Here is a 16,457-nt window from a genome sequence, read left to right on the forward strand (position 1 = left end):
GCGGTCGAAGCACCGCTCGGCCCCTAGGGGGTGGGCACTCTCCACCGAAAGCGACGGGGGGTAGGCGCCTTCGGCTACGAGAGAGTGCCCACGACCCAGCCGGAGTCGAGCTTTTCGACCTGCAGCGTCTCGCCCGGGCTCAGGCAACGATGCGCCGACATCTGGTGGTTGTTGATCACGGTGATCGTGCTGCCGTCCGGCAGAGCGATCTCGTTGTGGCAGTGATTGAGGCCGAGGGCATCCGGCTCGCAATTGGCATCGCTCAACACCTTGCCGGACACTGCGGTGGCGGGCGCGCGGCCATCGACGATCTCCAGCAGATAGCGACCGCCCTCGCCGTTCTCCGCCCAACTGGAGATGGTCTGCCCCTCGGGGATCGCCGGGCTGGCGGAGCCGGCCGCGTTCAAGGAAGGATAAGCGTAGATCGCGATGCCGGCCACGAACATGAGGCTCGCGATGCCTGTCGGCAGCCAGCTGTGGCGAGGTTTCGCCTTGGCGTTCCGGGTCTTCTTCATATCGCCTCTCCCTGGACGCGGCCGGCCGCCGCGGCGCCGGATCATGTGTCGTTTCGATGGGGAGAAGAGACACCGGTCGTGAAACAGACCTTTGTCAGCGGCTCAGAAAAGTGTGTCAGTCTGTGACAAAGGCGGCCGCGCCCATGACCGGCGTCACCGCGGCAGGCGCAACGTCGCGCGCAGTCCCTCTTTGCGGTTGGCGAGCGCGATCTCACCGCCATGGGCATAGGCGACGCTCGCCACGATGCTGAGGCCGAGCCCGACACCGCCGGTCTCTCGCCCGCGCGAGCCCTCCAGCCGATAGAAGGGTCGGAACACCTGGTCGATACGATCCTCGGGGATGCCCGGGCCTTCGTCGTCGACGTGGATCAGAACGGCATCGGGCCGTGCCTCGATGGAGACCGCCGCCCGGTTGCCGTAGCGCACGGCATTTTCAACGAGATTGGTGACGGCACGGCGCAGCGCCTGTGGCCGGCAGGGAACCACCAGCGAAGGCGGATCGGCACATTCGACCGGCTGGCCGGCCTCTGCAAGATCATCGCACAGGCTCTGCACCAACGCGCCGAGATCGACCCGCTGCATCGCTTCGCCCTCCGCATCCTCGCGCGCGAAGGCGAGCGTCGAGCGGATCATCTCCTGCATCTCGTCGAGGGTCGCGAGCGTCTTGACCCGCTCCTCTTCGTCGTCGATCAGCTCGGCGCGAAGCCGCAGAAGCGTGATCGGCGTGCGCAGATCGTGCGAGATCGCAGCCAGCATCTGCGTGCGGTCTTCCACGAAACGGCGCAGCCGCGCCTGCATGAGGTTGAAGGCGCTGACGGCGCGACGCACCTCGTCGGGACCACGTTCGTCGAGCGGCGGAGCCGCCACGTCGCGGCCGAGACGATTGGCAGCCTCGGCGAATTTGCGCAGCGGCCATGTCATCCGCCTGACGGCAACGAAGGAGAGCGCCAGAACGGCGGCGGCCATGACGAGCGTCGAGGCAAGCGTGCTGGCGGAGGCGCTCATGCCGTGTGCGGGCAAGGCGCCCGCAACCGAAACGAAGCTTCCGTCGGCGAGACCGACGGAGACGCGGACATTGGCGACCGCCGTCGGATTGAGGCTGGCAAGGCCGAGACCGCTCTCCTCCGCCGGGTCGAAGACCTGGACCGTCATCCGGCTCGCGCTCTCGGACCCGAGTTCATCGACCATGAGCTCGCGGATCATCCGGCCGCGCCAGTCCTCCTCGTATTCGCGCACCAGCGGATTTTCCGGCGCAATGGATACATCGAGGTCGGTCGCCTGCGCGGCATCGACGAGCTGCGGCCGCTGCCCTGCCGGGACGGCGGCAATCATTTCGACCACCACGGCCGCACGGTGGGCGAATTCGCGCCCGCCGGAGGCCGCCAGCAGCGTATCGCGGTCATGCGAGTAAAACAGCATGCTGACGGCGTGCGTCAGCGTCAGCCCGACCACCAGAAGCAGCATGGTCTGCCCGGCCATGCTGCGTGGCCAGAACCGCATGCGGCCGCTAGCTCTCAAAGCTGACATCGGCCGTAAACATGTAACCGTCGCCCCACACCGTCTTGATCAGAGCGGGATTGGCCGGGTCGTCCTCCAGTTTGCGCCTGAGCCGGCTCACCTGCGTATCGATGCTCCGGTCGAAGGGCACGGCCGAACGCCCGCGGGCGAGATCGAGAAGCTGGTCGCGCGAAAGCACCCGCTTCGGCCTCTCCACGAAGGCGACGAGAAGCGTGTATTCGCCCTTGCTGAGCGGCAGGACGACGCCGTCGGCGCGGTGCAGATCGTGCCGCGACAGATCGAGGGACCATCCCGCAAAGCGCGCCATGGAGCGCTCTTCGTCGAGAACCTGAACCGTCTCCCTCGCCTGCGTCCGGCGCAGCACCGCCTTGATGCGCGCCAGAAGCTCGCGCGAGGAAAACGGTTTGGCGACATAATCGTCGGCGCCCATCTCGAGCCCGACCACACGGTCGGTCTCCTCGCCCATCGCCGTCAGCATGATGACCGGTGTCGCATTCCCTTCCCCGCGCATCCGCCGGCACAGGCTGAGCCCGTCCTCGCCCGGCAGCATCAGATCGAGCACGACGAGATCGATCCGGTGATTGCGCAAGGCCTCCCACATTTGCGTGCCATTGGCAGCCTGCGTCACCCGCAGCCCGTGCTTCACCAGGAACTTGCCGACGAGATCGCGAATGTCGCGATGGTCGTCGACGATCAGAATGTGGGGCGAGGAGTCCATGGCAAAACTATACAGGCGCGGCCCGCCGCAAAGGTCCAAAAAAGTGTGACGGAGTTTGTCAGAAGCGGCTCCTGTCACGAACCGTCACCGAATCCTATCCCGCCGTCAAACTTGCGAGACGTGTCGCAGCGAGGCTGCCTCTTCAAACACCAGAGGACTTTTCGCGATGCTGAATGGGATCGTCACTTATGTCAGGAACAAGCCGCGGACGACCGCACTGATGGGCCTCGTCGGCGCCGCAACGACGGCGGTTCTCGTCTGGGATGCGCGCCGCGGCGGCACCCTCTACGCCTATGCGCCACTTCTTCTGTGCTTCGCCATGCACGGTCTGATGCATGGGGGCCACGGCGGCAAAGGCCACAATCATGCGCCGGAGGACGAACAGGGCCTGCAGAGAATCCCGGTCGAGCCGAACGATCGGCGCCCCCTCAACCATGACCACCGCTGAGACCCCGCCCACCGTCGAGAGAGCTCTGCGCCCGGCCTCCAGGCGCTGGATTTTCGGGATCCCGCTTCTTCTCTTCGTCGGCCTCGGCGTCGCTTTCGCCATCGGCCTGACGAGAAATCCACGCACGCTGCCATCGGCCCTGATCGGCCAGCCGGTCTCGAACTTCGCCCTGCAGGCGATTCCGGGAGGTCCGCCGGGGCTTTCGAGCCGGGACCTCGTGGGCCAGGTGTCGATCCTCAATGTCTTCGCATCCTGGTGCAGGGCCTGCGAGGACGAACGCGCCCACTGGGTGCGGCTTGCGGCACAGGGCACCGTGCCGTTGCACGGCCTCGACTACAAAGACGATCCGAAGAAGGCGCGCACCTGGCTGGCGGACCGGGGCAATCCCTACCGCCGTGTCGGCTCCGACCGAACGGGCCGCACCGCCATCGATTTCGGCGTCTACGGCGTGCCGGAAACCTTTGTCATCGATGCCCGCGGCCGCATCGCCTACAAGCATATCGGGCCGGTGAATGCCCGTGCGCTCGACGACATCATCCTGCCCCTGGTGCGGCGCTTGCAGCAAGAAAGCTCGTCCGGCGAGGCAATCGCCGCGCGCGATCCTTCGTAGACGCCCGTCCGCATGACCCGCGGCCAGCAACCAGTTCGAGCGGAGATCTCTTCGCGAAGATATCTGGGGGAGGAGGTGGTGCGGGCGGTCGGAATCGAACCGACACTCTGTCACCAGAACTGGATTTTGAGTCCAGCGCGTCTACCAGTTCCGCCACGCCCGCAAGGGTCCCGGCCGGCCCACAAGGGGCGTCCGGAAATCCGCGCAGATGCTTAGGCGTTGCCGGCCGTCAGCGCAAGATGCTCGTCCACATGAACGCGCCCGGAACGGCAAAGAAAATGATACTGGGAAGACAAAACTGGGCGTGTCCCTGTTTCAGCAGCGTTAATGCGCCGACGCGCGAAATTCGCCATCGCCAAGTTAGGGCTTGAGCGCACCGTAACGGAAGGTGATAAGGCTGGGCCCTCGTCACTCCCCGACCGGCAAGGCCCATGCTGCGCGCCCTCTATGATTGGACGATGAACCTCGCCGCGAGCCGCCATGCGACGGCGGCGCTTGCCGGGGTCTCCTTCGTCGAGAGTTCGGTCTTTCCAATCCCGCCGGACGCGCTCCTCATCCCGATGATCCTCGCCGACCGGTCCAAGGCCTGGTATTACGCGACCGTCGCCACCATCGCCTCCGTCATCGGCGGCCTCTTCGGCTATCTCATCGGCGCCTTTCTCTATCAGGCCGTCGCCGCCCCCATTCTCGCCTTTTACGGCTATGGCGACGCCTTCGAGGCATTTGCCGCGAAATACAACGAATGGGGTGCCTGGGCCGTCCTGATCGCCGGCGTCACGCCCTTTCCCTACAAAGTGATCACCATCGCCTCGGGCGCCACACATTTGTCGCTCGTCGTCTTCATGGTGGCGAGCGTCATCGCCCGCGGCATCCGCTTCTTCGCGGTCGCCGGCCTGCTTTATGCCTTCGGGCCGCCGATCAGGACCTTCATCGAAAAGCGGCTCGGGCTCGTCTTCACCGTCTTCCTGCTGCTCTTGGTGGGAGGCTTCATCATCATCAAATATATCCTGCCAGGCTCACATTGATGGCTGCAACCGATCGCACCCTGCGCCTTCTGGCCCTCCTCCTCTTTCTGGCGGCGGGCGCCACCATTCTGACCGCACTCGGCTTCGAACATATCGGTGGCTATCAGCCCTGCGCCCTCTGCCTGCGCGAGCGCCTGCCCTATTACGTCGCTCTGCCGATCACGCTGGTGACGGTGCTGGCGGTCTGGCGGAGCGCGCCACGTGGCCTCCTCGCGGCCCTCTTCGGCGTTCTCGCCATCATCTGGGCCGTCAGCTTCGGGCTCGGCGTGCATCATGCCGGCGTCGAATATCACTGGTGGAAGGGGCCGGACACCTGCGTGCAGACGGGCGGTCCGGGCGATGCCGCATCGATGTTCAATTCGCTGCAGAGCGGCGTGTCGGGGCCGAGCTGCGACGAGGCGCTGTGGCACCTCTTCGGCCTCTCCTTCGCGGGCTGGAATGCGGTCGCCTCGCTGTTCCTTGTCGCGCTGACGATTTACGCGCTTTACAGGACGCTGGCTAAGCGGCGCTGAGACGGCATGGAGCCAACGCCGAAGCGGCTTACGGCTCCAGCTCCGTATCCCAGTAGAGATAATCCATCCAGCTCTCGTGCAGATAGTTCGGCGGGAAGAGCCGGCCGTTGCGATGCAGATCGTAGGTCGTCGGCTCGAACGGCATATGCCGCGGCCAGATCTTGATCTCCTCGCAGCTCTTGTTGCTCTTCTTCAGATTGCACGGCGCACAGGCTGTGATGACGTTGGTCCAGGTGGTCTGGCCGCCCTTCGAGCGCGGGATCACGTGGTCGAAGGTGAGATCGTCGGGCGAGCCGCAATAGGCGCATTCGAAGCGGTCGCGGAGAAAGACGTTGAAGCGTGTGAAGGCGGGATTTCGGGAAGGCTTGATGTAGGTCTTCAAGGATACGACGGAAGGAAGCTTCATGGAGAAGCTCGGACTTCGGATCTGAAAGTCGTATTCGGAGACGATATTCACTCGGTCGAGAAACACCGCCTTGATGGCGTCCTGCCACGACCAGAGCGACAAAGGATAGTAGCTGAGCGGCCGATAATCGGCGTTCAGGACGAGTGCGGGATGCGCGTTAGGCGAGACGTGTATCGTCATGGCGCTGCGCTAATGCCATCGAAGTCAACGGCCTCCTCTTAGTCGCGCGCATAGTCTATACGCTCTGTGACACGCTTGTGAAGCTCATCTGTCACGTCGGCGAATAAGGATCGCGCAAGCGCCGCGAAGCGGCAGCGCTTGCGTCTCGCCCTTCCTCAGGCTGCTCCGAGCACCCGCTGCAGGAACTGCTGCGCCAGGCTGAGCCCGTCCGGCCCGATGCCGTGGCCGATCCCTTGGCTGATGTGCCATTCGACCGGAATCTTGGCTTCCGTCAGCCCCTCATTCGCCATGAAGAGCGCCTGCACCGGGATGAGCTGATCGCTATCGCCGTGCACGAGAAGCACCGGCGGCTTCTGCGCCGCAGGCGCCGCGATCGCCGCCTTGTCGGCGAGAAGACCGGAGAAACCCACGATACCGGCTAGCTTTTTCGGCCGCAGCGGCCCGACATGGAGCGCCATCATCGTGCCCTGGGAAAAGCCGACGAGCGCCGTCTTCGTCTCGTCGACGCCCACCCGCTGCATCTCCTGATCGAGAAAACGGTCGAGCGAGGGCGCCGCCTCTGCCACACCGAGCTTGTAGACCTCCGGGTTCTGGCGGGTGAGGTCGAACCATTGCCGGCCCATCGGCGCGGCCGCGCACGGCTCCGGCGCATGCGGGGCGACGAAGGCGGTATCCGGCAGCGCCCGCGCCCATTCGCGACCGATCGCGATGAGGTCGTTGCCGTCCGCGCCGAAGCCATGAAGGAAGACGACGAGACTTTTTGCCGCGCCTCCCGAGGCTGGGGCGATTCGCGGTCCGTCGAGGAGGGTTAAAGGCATCAGGAATCTCCGAGAGGTATCACGTCTTTTTTGGCAGTGACGGCGTAATAGCGCCAGAACAGGCGGGCGGCGACGCCGCGCCACGGCGACCAGGCTTCCGCGATCCCCCGCAATTCTTTCTCTGAGGGTCGCTCCGCGGCCGCAAAGGCGTGGCGCACGGCATTTTGCAACGCAATGTCGCCGGCTGGAAAGATGTCCCGATGGCCGCAGCAGAAGAGAAGATAGACCTCGGCCGTCCAGCGCCCGACGCCATGAAGCGCGGTCATTTCGGCGATCGCCTCCTCCGCCGGCAGGTCTTCCAGCCCCTCGAAGCGGAAATCGGCGACGCAGCTCTCGGCAAGCCGCCGCAGCGTGCGGATCTTCGGCCGCGACAGACCGCAAGCCTTGAGCTCCTCCTCATCGGCGGCGAGAACGCTCTGCGGCCCGACCTCCTGAAGCTTGTCGGCAAGACGTCGCCAGATGCTGTCGGCCGCCGCCTTGGAAACCTGCTGCGCCACGATGATGGAGGCGAGCCCCTCATAGCCGCCGTGATGACGGCGCAGCGGCACGTCGCCGGCAAGCGCCACCACCGGCACCAGCCGTTCATCGGCGCGGGTGAGATGCGTAAGGCCTTCGGCGATATCCTCGAGGCTGTCGATGCGGCTCAATTCTTCATCACCACGCAGGCCCCTCCCTTGGCGCGCAGCCGATCGCAGATCCGGCTCGCCTCCGCTTTGCTGTCGGCTCCGAGCCGGACGGCATAGATCGAGGCGCGACCGCGTGCCGGCGTCTTCGCCCGCACCACCATAGGCGGCTCGTCGCCGAAGAGCGAAGCGTAGCGGCCCTTCAGCCTTTGAAATTGCGACAGAGCCGCAGCTTGCGAAAAGCTGCCGGCGACCTGCGCGCCCCACGGCTTCCAGTCGCCGGAGGCAATGGCCATGCGCGGGCTCGTGCGCGCCGCCGGCAGCTTCCGGCACGCCTCCAGGAAGGAAAGGTCGGGGTCGAGACTGAGATCGCCGAGCTTGGCTTCTCTCTCACGCCAGCGTTCCGCCGGCTCGCCGGTGATGGAGAGAACGAAATTCTGCGTCTCGAAGGGAAGACCGCTGTCGCCGGCAAGCCAGCTTCTCACGCGGTTCGGTCCGGCATTGTAGGCGGCCGCCGCCAATCCCCAATTGCCGAAGAGGCTCCAGTTTTCGCGAAGATACGAGGCCGAATGATAAAGCGCCGGCGCGATGTCGAAGGAATCGGCAAGGCCGCGCGCCCGCGCCGTCGCCGGCATGAACTGGGCGATGCCCTCCGCGCCTTTCGGGCTGACGGCACCGGCATCAAAGCGGCTCTCCTTGAAGATGAGCCGGGCGAAATAGGCGGCATCGAGCCCGAAGCGTCGTGCCTGCAGCTCGATCGACGCGCAGATCGCCTCGGGTTCGGCGGCAACCTTTTCGAAAGCGGGCGGCACATTCGCCGGCGGCCCGATGCCGACGACGGCACCCTCCTCCCACGCGATCGCCCGTGGTGCCGAAAGCCCCACGATCGCGACAACCAGAAGTGTTTTGCCGAAACGCCGCATCGCCCCGAAATCTTCAACCGGATCCGGGCGGAAATTTGGGCCGTCGTCGGCCGCGCGCAAGGGCGCGGGAGGCCTCTCTCAGGAAAGCGCGATACCCGAGCCCGACTTTTCCGCCTGATAGGCGCTCGACAGCCGCTGATACGCGTCTTTGATGCGCGCGACCCGCTCGGCAAAGGCGACCTGCGCATCGTCGGACGAGACATCGATCAGTTCGACGAGCGCCGTCGCGGTCCAGAAGGCGTTGGTGCCGCGATAGGCCCCGTCCTTGATCCCGAAGACTTCCTTGAGGATGGCGAGGTCGTGCGGGATCGCAAAGGCGTCGCGCGTCACCTCATAGGGAAAGAGATAGGTGAAATTGTCGAAGCCCGCCCAGGTGATCGCCGAAAGACACAGCGAACAGGGCTCGTGCGTGGCGAGGAACAGACAATCGGCGGTCGCCGGACGTCTCGCATCCGGCAAGCGGTAGAAGGCGTTGAGGGCCGCGACCTCGCCGTGAAAGAGCGGGTTCGTCCGCTCCTGGTTGGAGGCGGCGACGACGAGAGAATAATCGGACTTCTTCAGGATCGCCGCGCCGAACACTTTGTTGCCGGCGGCGACCCCCGCCTCGGTCAACGGCAGGATATCGGTCTCGATGACCTCGAGAAAACGGTCCGCGAGGCGTTCCGCCTCAGGCCGCATCGTCCTGCCGGGTGGCCCCGCCATAGCGGCGCGCCACATAGTCTTCGACGAGTGCGGTGAAATCTTCCGCAAGCTTCGGCCCGCGCAAGGTCGTCGCCTTCTCGCCGTCGATGAAGACCGGCGCGGCCGGCTGTTCGCCCGTGCCCGGCAGCGAGATGCCGATGTCGGCGTGCTTGGATTCACCCGGCCCGTTGACGACGCAGCCCATCACGGCGACCGACATCGCCTCGACGCCCGGATAGGTCTCTTTCCAGACAGGCATGCGTGCAGCGATATGGTTTTGGATGTCGCGCGCCAGCTCCTGGAAGAGTGACGAGGTCGTGCGCCCGCATCCGGGGCAGGCCGAAACGATCGGCAGGAACTGACGGAAGCCCATGCTCTGCAGGAGCTCCTGGCACGCCTTCACCTCGAGCGAGCGGTCGCCGCCCGGCTCCGGCGTCAGCGAATAACGGATCGTGTCGCCGATGCCTTCCTGCAGCAGGATGCCCATGGCAGCCGACGAGGCGATCAGCCCCTTGGAGCTCATGCCCGCTTCCGTCAGGCCGAGATGCAGCGCGTAATCGCAGCGCTGCGCCAGCATGCGGTAGACGGTGATGAGCTGCTGAACGTCGGAGACTTTCGCCGACAGAATGATCTTGTCGCGCGGCATGCCGATCTCTTCGGCACGCGCGGCAGAAAGAAGCGCGGAACGCACCATCGCCTCGCGCATCACCGCGGTGGCGGAGATCGGATGCGCCTGGCGGCCGTTCTCATCCATGAGGAGCGTCAGAAGCTCCTGGTCGAGCGACCCCCAATTGACGCCGATCCGCACCGGCTTGTCGTAGCGCAGCGCCGTCTCGATGATGGCGTCGAACTGGCTCACGCGCTTCTTGCGGAAGCCGACATTGCCCGGATTGATGCGGTATTTGTCGAGCGCCTCGGCGCAGCCCGGATATTCGGCCAGGAGCTTGTGGCCGATATAGTGGAAATCGCCGATCAAAGGCACGTTGACGCCGGCTGCGCGCACCTTGTCGCGAATCTGCGGGACGGCCGCAGCCGCCTCCTCGCGATCGACCGTGACCCGCACCAGCTCGGAGCCGGCCCGGGCCAGCGCCATCACCTGTGCGACGGTCGCATCGATATCGGCCGTATCGGTGTTGGTCATGGATTGGACGGCGATCGGATGATCGCTTCCGACCATCACGCCACCGACGTTGACGGCAACCGACTGGCGCCGCTGAGCGGGGCCTGCGGGCAGCGCGAAATCGCTGAGGCTCGGACGTTCTTGCATGGGCGAACTCGTGGCGAAATCGGTCCTGGAAGTCAACGTCGTTTGCGTCGCGCCGTCCTTGTGTCGCAAGCCATAAGAGAATGGCAGCTTTGCAGGAATTGCGCGCTCAGGCCGCAGTCTGCAACACGGAGACGATATCGTCGACAACGGAGTTGACGACATCGCGATCATCGCCCTCGCCCATCACCCGGATCACGGGCTCCGTGCCCGAGGGCCGGATGACGAGACGCCCGGAATTTCCAAGCTTCGTCTGCGCCGCGATGATGAGCTTCTGCACCTGCTCCTGCTCGAGCGGCAGATTGCCCTTGTAGCGGATGTTCTTCTTCACCTGCGGCACGGGATCGAAGCGGTGGCAGACCTCGCTGACCGGCTTCGCCTCCTTGCAGACGACGGCAAGCACCTGCAGCGCGGCCACGAGCCCGTCGCCCGTCGTCGTATAATCCGACAGGATGATGTGCCCGGATTGCTCGCCGCCGACATTGAAGCCGTGCTGGCGCATATATTCGGAGACATAGCGGTCGCCGACGGGCGTGCGCGCCAGCGACAGGCCGAGCCCGCCGAGAAAGCGTTCAAGGCCGAGATTGGACATGATGGTGGCGACGATGCCGTTGCCGGCGAGCCGTTCCTCGGCCTGCCAGTAAGACGCCACGACGGCCATCAGCTGATCGCCGTCGACCTCATTGCCCTTTTCGTCGACGATGACGACCCGGTCGGCGTCGCCGTCGAGCGCGATGCCGAGATCGGCGCGCACCTCATGCACTTTCCGTGCGAGCGCCGCCGGCGAGGTGGAGCCGACATCGCGGTTGATGTTGAAGCCGTCCGGCTCGATGCCGATCGGGATCACTTCCGCACCGAGCTCCCACAGAACGTTCGGAGCGGATTTGTAGGCGGCACCATTGGCGCAGTCGATGACGACCCGCAGCCCGTCGAAGTCGAGATGGCGCGGCAGGGTGCGCTTCGCAAATTCGATGTAGCGGTCGACGACCCCGTCGACGCGCTTGGCACGGCCGAGTTCGCGCGGACCCGCAAGCCGGCGCGACAGATCCGATTCCACGAGTTCCTCGATCGCCGCCTCGACCTCGTCGGACAGCTTGAAGCCTTCCGGGCCGAAGATCTTGATGCCGTTGTCGTCGAAAGGATTGTGGGAGGCGGAAATCATGACGCCGTAATCGGCGCGCATGGAGCGCGTCAGCATGGCAACGGCAGGCGTCGGGATCGGTCCGAGCAGAAACACGTCGACACCGACGGAGGTGAAACCCGCGACCAGCGCGTTCTCCAGCATATAGCCGGAAAGCCGCGTATCCTTGCCGATGACGACGCGCTGGCGATGGCCGTTGCGGTAATAGAGGCCGATCGCCTGTGCCACCTTCATGGCGATCTCCGGCGTCATCGGGAAGGCGTTCGCCGTGCCGCGGATGCCGTCGGTTCCGAAATAGCTTCGTGTCATTCTTGCCTGCGCCCTCTCCTGCGCTGCGCGGTCGCTCGCGCTCCGGCTCGTTCGGTCTGCACCGTCGAAAAACGAAACGGTGCCGCATTTTCCTCAAGGAACAATAAAGGCCCGGAGCGATCTCCGGGCCTCACTTTGTGTATACGAATATATCAGCGACGCCGCTGCAAGGTTGCAACAGGCTCGCACGCCTATCACGTGGGTTGCGGCTCCAGGCCACCATCGTTGCCCGGACGCGGCCGCGATCCCGTCGTGGGCACGGCCGAACCCTTGGCCGGCGGAAGATCGTCGCTCGGATCCTCGCGCACCGGACGCTTGCCGTTGAGGAGCGCGCGGATTTCTTCGCCCGAAAGGGTCTCGAACTCCAACAGCCCCTGCGCCAGCGTCTCCAGCTGATCGTGATGCGTGGTCAGGATCTCCCGCGCCTTGTCGTAGCCTTCGTCGACGAGACGGCGGACCTCGCGGTCGATCTTCTGCGCCGTCTGCTCGGAGATGTTCTGCTGCCGCGCCACGGAATGGCCGAGAAACACCTCTTCCTGGTTGTCGCCATAGGCCACGCGTCCGAGCTCTTCGGAGAAGCCCCAGCGCGTCACCATCGCCCGCGCCAGCTTCGTCGCCTGCTCGATATCGGACGCCGCACCGGAAGTGACCCGGTCATGGCCGAAGGTGATCTCCTCCGCCACGCGGCCGCCCATCATGATGGCGAGCCTCGAGGTCATCTGCTGGTAGGTCATGGAGAGCTGATCGCGCTCCGGCAACTGCATGACCATACCGAGCGCTCGTCCGCGCGGGATGATCGTCGCCTTGTGCACCGGATCGGTCGACGGCACGTTGAGCGCCACGATGGCGTGGCCGCCCTCGTGATAGGCCGTCAGCCGCTTCTCGTCCTCGGTCATGACGAGCGTGCGCCGTTCGGCACCCATCATCACCTTGTCCTTGGCGTCTTCGAACTCGAGCATCGTCACGAGCCGCTTGCCGCGTCGTGCCGCAAGCAGCGCCGCCTCGTTCACGAGGTTCATGAGATCGGCACCGGAGAAGCCCGGCGTCCCGCGCGCCACCGTCTTGAGATTGACGTCGGGCGCGAGCGGCACCTTGCGCGCATGCACCTTCAGGATCTTCTCGCGGCCGACGACGTCCGGATTCGGCACCACGACCTGGCGGTCGAAGCGGCCCGGGCGCAGAAGCGCAGGGTCGAGAACGTCCGGACGGTTGGTGGCGGCGATCAGGATGATGCCTTCGTTCGCCTCGAAGCCGTCCATCTCGACGAGCAGCTGGTTGAGCGTCTGCTCGCGCTCGTCGTTGCCGCCGCCGAGGCCTGCGCCACGATGCCGGCCGACGGCGTCGATTTCGTCGATGAAGATGATGCACGGCGCGTTCTTCTTCGCCTGTTCGAACATGTCGCGCACGCGGCTTGCGCCGACGCCCACGAACATCTCGACGAAGTCGGAACCGGAAATGGTGAAGAAGGGCACGCCCGCCTCACCCGCCACGGCACGGGCGATCAGCGTCTTACCGGTGCCCGGAGGGCCGACGAGGAGCACGCCGCGGGGAATACGGCCGCCGAGCCGCTGGAATTTCTGCGGATCGCGCAGAAATTCCACGATCTCTTCAAGGTCTTCCTTGGCTTCGTCGACACCGGCCACGTCCTCGAAGGTCACGCGGCCATGCGCTTCGGTCAGAAGCTTTGCCTTGGACTTGCCGAAGCCCATGGCTCTGCCGCCGGCGCCCTGCATCTGCCGCATGAAGAAGATCCACACCGCGATGAGGAGCAGCATCGGGAACCAGGAAATCAACACCGAGAAGAACGACATCTCGCTCTCGTCCGGCTCGGCCTTGATGGTGACGCCCTTGTCTTCAAGCAGCGTCACATATTCTGAGTTGTCCGGCGCGTAAGTCGTAAAGCGCTTGCCGTCGCTGTAGGTGCCAGTAATCTGCTGGCCGCTGATCGTGACGTTCTTGATGTTGCCGTCGATCGCTTCGCTGCGGAACTGCGAATAAGTGATTTCCTGCGTCGTACCCTGGCGGGACGGGCTCTGAAACAAGTTAAAGAGCGCCACCAAGAGGAGCAGGATCACGATCCACAGCGCGAAATTCCGGAAATTCTGGTTCATTCTGGCTTTCCCCGATGGCGCTTTCGGCGCCGGATCCGTGAGGGCGTCCTGTCAAACATCCCCTAGATAGGTTGCGAGGGGGTTGATGTGAAGGCACAGAAATGGAGTGCGGCCCGCAAACGCCAGCTTCCGGCAAGCCGATGAGGCCGTCACGCGCTCAACTAATTGATATTGTGCATCTCGGCCGGTCTTGGCGGCAAGCGGTTTTCCACCATCAACCGATCGTAGAGACCCCCGATATGGGGATCGCAAAGCCGGTCGTCGACAATTTGTCGAATGCCGAGATCCGTGCGGCATCCGGCATCCCCCTTGGCCGCGAGGAGGGGCGGAACGGCGATGCAGGTGTCCTCGGCAAACAGCGCCGGCATTGTGCGCTCGAACGCATTGCCGCGTCCGCACCGCCCGAAGCCACGAACACGGGCGTCTTCGCCGGCGAGCGCATGCGGCGCGACGATATAACGCCCGTCGAAGACCACATCGCGCCCGGCTGCGAAAACGCAATCATCCGGCCCCTGCCGGCCCCATTCGCGGCTGACGACGAGACGATCCTCGCGGAGATCGAGCCGGGCTCCGTGCAGTGTCGCAACGAGGGAGCCTCCGCCCCCCACCATCGCACTCAGCCTTTCATCGAGAGAAACGAGCGCCTCGCGCGAAGGCGTCGCCACGCGACCGGATGCGGCCATCAAAAGCCGGCGCAGAAGCGCGAGCCAGACTTCGAATTCCATCTCCCGGCGCACCGAAGCCGGTCGCAAAATCGTGATCGCTCCGGCCTCGCTCACCGTGGCGCTTTCGGCCGCCTGAAGCGCCGCGCGTTCAAACATTTGATGGATGTGCCCTTCGCGCGCGGCGAAGTCGGCGAGCCGTTCCGCCGTCAGCCCGATGGCAGAAAGCTCCGGCGCGGCAAGACGCACACGCGCCCGCTCCTGCGCGGGATCAGAATTCGTCGGATCATCGCAAAACGGAAGCTTGCGAGCCTCTGCGCTCAGGCGCAGCCGGGCTTTCGAGAACTGTAGGAACGGCCGCGCGATCGTCGGCCATCCCTCCCGTCTTAACGCGGCTTCGATCCCCTTGAGCGCCCGCGGCTCGGCGGTGCGTGCCATGCGCATCAGCACCGTCTCGGCCTGATCGTCCGCATGGTGGGCGGTCAGGATGGCGCGGCAGCCTGCCCGCGTCGCCACTTCGATGGCCGCCGCATAGCGCGCCAGCCGGGCGGCCGCGGCGATGCCGCTTTGCGGCCGCTCCGCCGCTTCCCAGCGGCGCACATGGTGGCGGAGGTGAAGCCGCGTGCAGACGTCTCCCACCATCCGCGCCTCGGCGGCACTCTCCGCCCGCAGGCCGTGATCGAAGGTGAAAGCCTGCGGCGCCGGTGCGCCGCGATGCGCGGCAATCTCTGCCGCAAGCGCCAGCAGCGCCAGCGAATCCGGCCCGCCGGAGACCGCGATCAGCGCACCCCGGTCGAGCCATTCGCGAAGGAGCGGCTCCGCTTCGGCCGCATCGATCGCGTCCTCAGCGGCCGGGGCGCCCTCAGCAGCCGGCGCGTTTCGCTTCTGCGGCGACGCGGTTGGTGAGTGCACCGGACGCGTCCGGATATTTGCGGCCGACTTCGTCGAAGGTGGCACAGGCAGCGTCCTTTTCGCCCAGCGCGGCAAGAGCGATGCCGAGCTTCATCAGAGCATCCGGCGCCTTACGGCTCTTCGGAGCGGTTTTGTAAAGCTCCAGAAACGTATTCGCCGCCGCCCTGTCCTTGTTCTGCTGCAGCTGGCTCTCGCCCAGCCAGAAGCGCGCATCGTTCGCCTGCGCCTCGTTGGGGAAGCGTTCCAGCCAGGCCGCGAAACTCCGCTCCGCCTCGGAATAATCGCCGGTCAGGATATAGCCATAGGCGAAGTCGTAATCCTGCCTGGGATCGCCGGAGAGGGAGGCGAGCGCCGGCCCTTGAGGCTGTTCGCCACCGTTGCCCATGTCATCGACGGGACCGACGGCCGGGGCAGGCCCGCCCGGACCACCGCCCGCAAGCGTCGAGAGATCGATCGGCGCACCGGCATCGAAACCGCCCTCGCCGTCCTGCGCGATGCGCGGATCATCCGGCGAGATGCCCACCGTGCCGAGATCCTGCGGCGGCGCGCCTGCCACGCTGCTCGAATTGTTGGAAGGATTGACGCTGCCGCCCGTCGCGCCGCCATAGGTCGCGCCACCATAGGTGTTGGAGCCGGCCCCGAATTGCTGGCCGCCGTTCGGCTGGGCGTTCGGCTGGGCACCCGTCTGTCCGCCGTTCCAGCCAAAGCTCTGGTCCATCGGGGCATCTTCCCCGCCTTGCGGCGGGCCGGCGATACCGGCCTGACGGCGGGTGACCTGCAGTTCGTGCTGAAGTTGCTCCACCTCACCGGTCAGCTGGCGCACCCGCTCTTCCAGCTGCTGGATGTAGAGCCGCATCTGGCCGATCTCCTGCGGGCTCTGCGCCTGGGCGAGGCCCGGAAAAAGGAGAAGGCCGGCAAAAACAAAAAGAATACGTCCGCTCATGACAAGGTCGCTAGCATGACTGAGTGAGGCTCCACCACCTCCAGATCAATTCGGCCAAACTTCGACACGTGTGACAGGAACGCAAAAAAGGCGGCCGAAGCCGCCTTTTCTTTACCTCTGTGGCAGGACTGCGACGGC

17 protein-coding genes and 1 tRNA gene are annotated in these 16,457 nt (G+C 65.2%); 4 read left to right on the top strand and 14 right to left on the bottom strand.

Annotation, left to right across the window (positions count from 1 at the left end; translation table 11 throughout):
• Positions 1-74 precede the first annotated feature (74 nt).
• The 3 genes from L0F51_RS09955 to L0F51_RS09965 form a co-directional block, all read right to left on the bottom strand.
• Positions 75-515, bottom strand: a complete 441-nt coding sequence (locus L0F51_RS09955; RefSeq protein WP_234629014.1) for a hypothetical protein — start codon at positions 513-515, stop codon at positions 75-77.
• 153 nt (positions 516-668) lie between these two features.
• Positions 669-2,015, bottom strand: a complete 1,347-nt coding sequence (locus L0F51_RS09960) for an ATP-binding protein (protein ID WP_234629015.1) — start codon at positions 2,013-2,015, stop codon at positions 669-671.
• A gap of 7 nt (positions 2,016-2,022) precedes the next feature.
• Positions 2,023-2,751, bottom strand: a complete 729-nt coding sequence (locus L0F51_RS09965) for a response regulator (protein ID WP_234629016.1) — start codon at positions 2,749-2,751, stop codon at positions 2,023-2,025.
• 166 nt (positions 2,752-2,917) lie between these two features.
• Here L0F51_RS09965 and L0F51_RS09970 point away from each other — a divergent pair, with 166 nt between their 5' ends.
• Positions 2,918-3,199 (top strand): DUF2933 domain-containing protein, encoded by a 282-nt coding sequence (locus L0F51_RS09970; RefSeq protein ID WP_234629017.1) that lies wholly within the window; start codon positions 2,918-2,920, stop codon positions 3,197-3,199.
• Positions 3,186-3,809, top strand: a complete 624-nt coding sequence (locus tag L0F51_RS09975) for a DsbE family thiol:disulfide interchange protein (protein ID WP_234629018.1) — start codon at positions 3,186-3,188, stop codon at positions 3,807-3,809. Before L0F51_RS09970 ends, L0F51_RS09975 begins: the two co-directional genes overlap by 14 nt.
• A gap of 76 nt (positions 3,810-3,885) precedes the next feature.
• Here the strand turns inward: L0F51_RS09975 and L0F51_RS09980 are convergent.
• Positions 3,886-3,972, bottom strand: a tRNA-Leu gene (locus L0F51_RS09980).
• Between the two features lie 268 nt (positions 3,973-4,240).
• On the opposite strand from L0F51_RS09980, the gene L0F51_RS09985 reads away from it, so the two are divergent.
• Together L0F51_RS09985 and L0F51_RS09990 are read left to right on the top strand one after the other, a co-directional pair.
• Positions 4,241-4,834 (top strand): YqaA family protein, encoded by a 594-nt coding sequence (locus L0F51_RS09985; RefSeq protein ID WP_128291027.1) that lies wholly within the window; start codon positions 4,241-4,243, stop codon positions 4,832-4,834.
• Positions 4,834-5,346: a disulfide bond formation protein B gene (locus L0F51_RS09990; RefSeq protein ID WP_234629019.1), complete on the top strand. Its 513-nt coding sequence runs from the start codon at positions 4,834-4,836 to the stop codon at positions 5,344-5,346. The genes L0F51_RS09985 and L0F51_RS09990 overlap by 1 nt, the downstream gene beginning before the upstream one ends.
• A gap of 28 nt (positions 5,347-5,374) precedes the next feature.
• Here L0F51_RS09990 and L0F51_RS09995 read toward each other — a convergent pair whose 3' ends face one another.
• The 10 genes from L0F51_RS09995 to ybgF all read right to left on the bottom strand — a co-directional run bounded on the left by L0F51_RS09995 (position 5,375) and on the right by ybgF (position 16,319).
• Positions 5,375-5,932 (bottom strand): HNH endonuclease, encoded by a 558-nt coding sequence (locus tag L0F51_RS09995; RefSeq protein WP_234629020.1) that lies wholly within the window; start codon positions 5,930-5,932, stop codon positions 5,375-5,377.
• A gap of 155 nt (positions 5,933-6,087) precedes the next feature.
• The gene (locus tag L0F51_RS10000; RefSeq protein ID WP_234629021.1) at positions 6,088-6,750 is read right to left on the bottom strand and encodes an alpha/beta hydrolase; all 663 of its coding nucleotides are present in this window, start codon (positions 6,748-6,750) and stop codon (positions 6,088-6,090) included.
• Positions 6,750-7,397 (bottom strand): DNA-3-methyladenine glycosylase, encoded by a 648-nt coding sequence (locus tag L0F51_RS10005; protein ID WP_234629022.1) that lies wholly within the window; start codon positions 7,395-7,397, stop codon positions 6,750-6,752. Before L0F51_RS10005 ends, L0F51_RS10000 begins: the two co-directional genes overlap by 1 nt.
• Complete coding sequence (locus L0F51_RS10010; protein ID WP_234629023.1) at positions 7,394-8,296, bottom strand: lytic transglycosylase domain-containing protein; 903 nt, start codon at positions 8,294-8,296, stop codon at positions 7,394-7,396. Before L0F51_RS10010 ends, L0F51_RS10005 begins: the two co-directional genes overlap by 4 nt.
• A gap of 78 nt (positions 8,297-8,374) precedes the next feature.
• Positions 8,375-8,974 (bottom strand): nucleoside deaminase, encoded by a 600-nt coding sequence (locus L0F51_RS10015; protein WP_234629024.1) that lies wholly within the window; start codon positions 8,972-8,974, stop codon positions 8,375-8,377.
• On the bottom strand, positions 8,964-10,244 hold the full coding sequence (ispG, locus tag L0F51_RS10020) for a flavodoxin-dependent (E)-4-hydroxy-3-methylbut-2-enyl-diphosphate synthase (RefSeq protein ID WP_128291020.1): 1,281 nt from the start codon (positions 10,242-10,244) through the stop codon (positions 8,964-8,966). Before ispG ends, L0F51_RS10015 begins: the two co-directional genes overlap by 11 nt.
• 106 nt (positions 10,245-10,350) lie before the next feature.
• Positions 10,351-11,691, bottom strand: a complete 1,341-nt coding sequence (gene glmM, locus L0F51_RS10025) for a phosphoglucosamine mutase (RefSeq protein ID WP_092815568.1) — start codon at positions 11,689-11,691, stop codon at positions 10,351-10,353.
• Between the two features lie 194 nt (positions 11,692-11,885).
• Positions 11,886-13,802 carry an ATP-dependent zinc metalloprotease FtsH gene (ftsH, locus tag L0F51_RS10030; RefSeq protein ID WP_234629025.1) on the bottom strand — a complete coding sequence of 639 codons (1,917 nt, stop codon included), beginning with the start codon at positions 13,800-13,802 and terminating at the stop codon, positions 11,886-11,888.
• Between the two features lie 161 nt (positions 13,803-13,963).
• Positions 13,964-15,376 (bottom strand): tRNA lysidine(34) synthetase TilS, encoded by a 1,413-nt coding sequence (tilS, locus tag L0F51_RS10035; RefSeq protein WP_234629026.1) that lies wholly within the window; start codon positions 15,374-15,376, stop codon positions 13,964-13,966.
• Positions 15,327-16,319 (bottom strand): tol-pal system protein YbgF, encoded by a 993-nt coding sequence (gene ybgF, locus L0F51_RS10040; protein WP_234629027.1) that lies wholly within the window; start codon positions 16,317-16,319, stop codon positions 15,327-15,329. The genes tilS and ybgF overlap by 50 nt, the downstream gene beginning before the upstream one ends.
• Positions 16,320-16,457: the final 138 nt, after the last annotated feature.

Source organism: Afifella sp. H1R, assembly GCF_021462425.1.
Taxonomy (GTDB): domain Bacteria; phylum Pseudomonadota; class Alphaproteobacteria; order Rhizobiales; family Afifellaceae; genus Afifella; species Afifella aestuarii.

Excerpts from the sequence above, each read along its gene's own strand:
- L0F51_RS10010 (WP_234629023.1), bottom strand. The coding sequence starts at position 8,296 with ATGCGGCGTTTCGGCAAAACACTTCTGGTTGTCGCGATCGTGGGGCTT.
- L0F51_RS09955 (WP_234629014.1), bottom strand. The coding sequence starts at position 515 with ATGAAGAAGACCCGGAACGCCAAGGCGAAACCTCGCCACAGCTGGCTG.
- L0F51_RS09995 (WP_234629020.1), bottom strand. The coding sequence starts at position 5,932 with ATGACGATACACGTCTCGCCTAACGCGCATCCCGCACTCGTCCTGAAC.
- L0F51_RS09965 (WP_234629016.1), bottom strand. The coding sequence starts at position 2,751 with ATGGACTCCTCGCCCCACATTCTGATCGTCGACGACCATCGCGACATT.
- ybgF (WP_234629027.1), bottom strand. The coding sequence starts at position 16,319 with ATGAGCGGACGTATTCTTTTTGTTTTTGCCGGCCTTCTCCTTTTTCCG.
- ispG (WP_128291020.1), bottom strand. The coding sequence starts at position 10,244 with ATGCAAGAACGTCCGAGCCTCAGCGATTTCGCGCTGCCCGCAGGCCCC.
- L0F51_RS09975 (WP_234629018.1), top strand. The coding sequence starts at position 3,186 with ATGACCACCGCTGAGACCCCGCCCACCGTCGAGAGAGCTCTGCGCCCG.
- L0F51_RS10000 (WP_234629021.1), bottom strand. The coding sequence starts at position 6,750 with ATGCCTTTAACCCTCCTCGACGGACCGCGAATCGCCCCAGCCTCGGGA.
- L0F51_RS09985 (WP_128291027.1), top strand. The coding sequence starts at position 4,241 with ATGCTGCGCGCCCTCTATGATTGGACGATGAACCTCGCCGCGAGCCGC.
- ftsH (WP_234629025.1), bottom strand. The coding sequence starts at position 13,802 with ATGAACCAGAATTTCCGGAATTTCGCGCTGTGGATCGTGATCCTGCTC.
- L0F51_RS10015 (WP_234629024.1), bottom strand. The coding sequence starts at position 8,974 with ATGCGGCCTGAGGCGGAACGCCTCGCGGACCGTTTTCTCGAGGTCATC.
- L0F51_RS09960 (WP_234629015.1), bottom strand. The coding sequence starts at position 2,015 with ATGCGGTTCTGGCCACGCAGCATGGCCGGGCAGACCATGCTGCTTCTG.
- L0F51_RS09990 (WP_234629019.1), top strand. The coding sequence starts at position 4,834 with ATGGCTGCAACCGATCGCACCCTGCGCCTTCTGGCCCTCCTCCTCTTT.
- L0F51_RS09970 (WP_234629017.1), top strand. The coding sequence starts at position 2,918 with ATGCTGAATGGGATCGTCACTTATGTCAGGAACAAGCCGCGGACGACC.
- glmM (WP_092815568.1), bottom strand. The coding sequence starts at position 11,691 with ATGACACGAAGCTATTTCGGAACCGACGGCATCCGCGGCACGGCGAAC.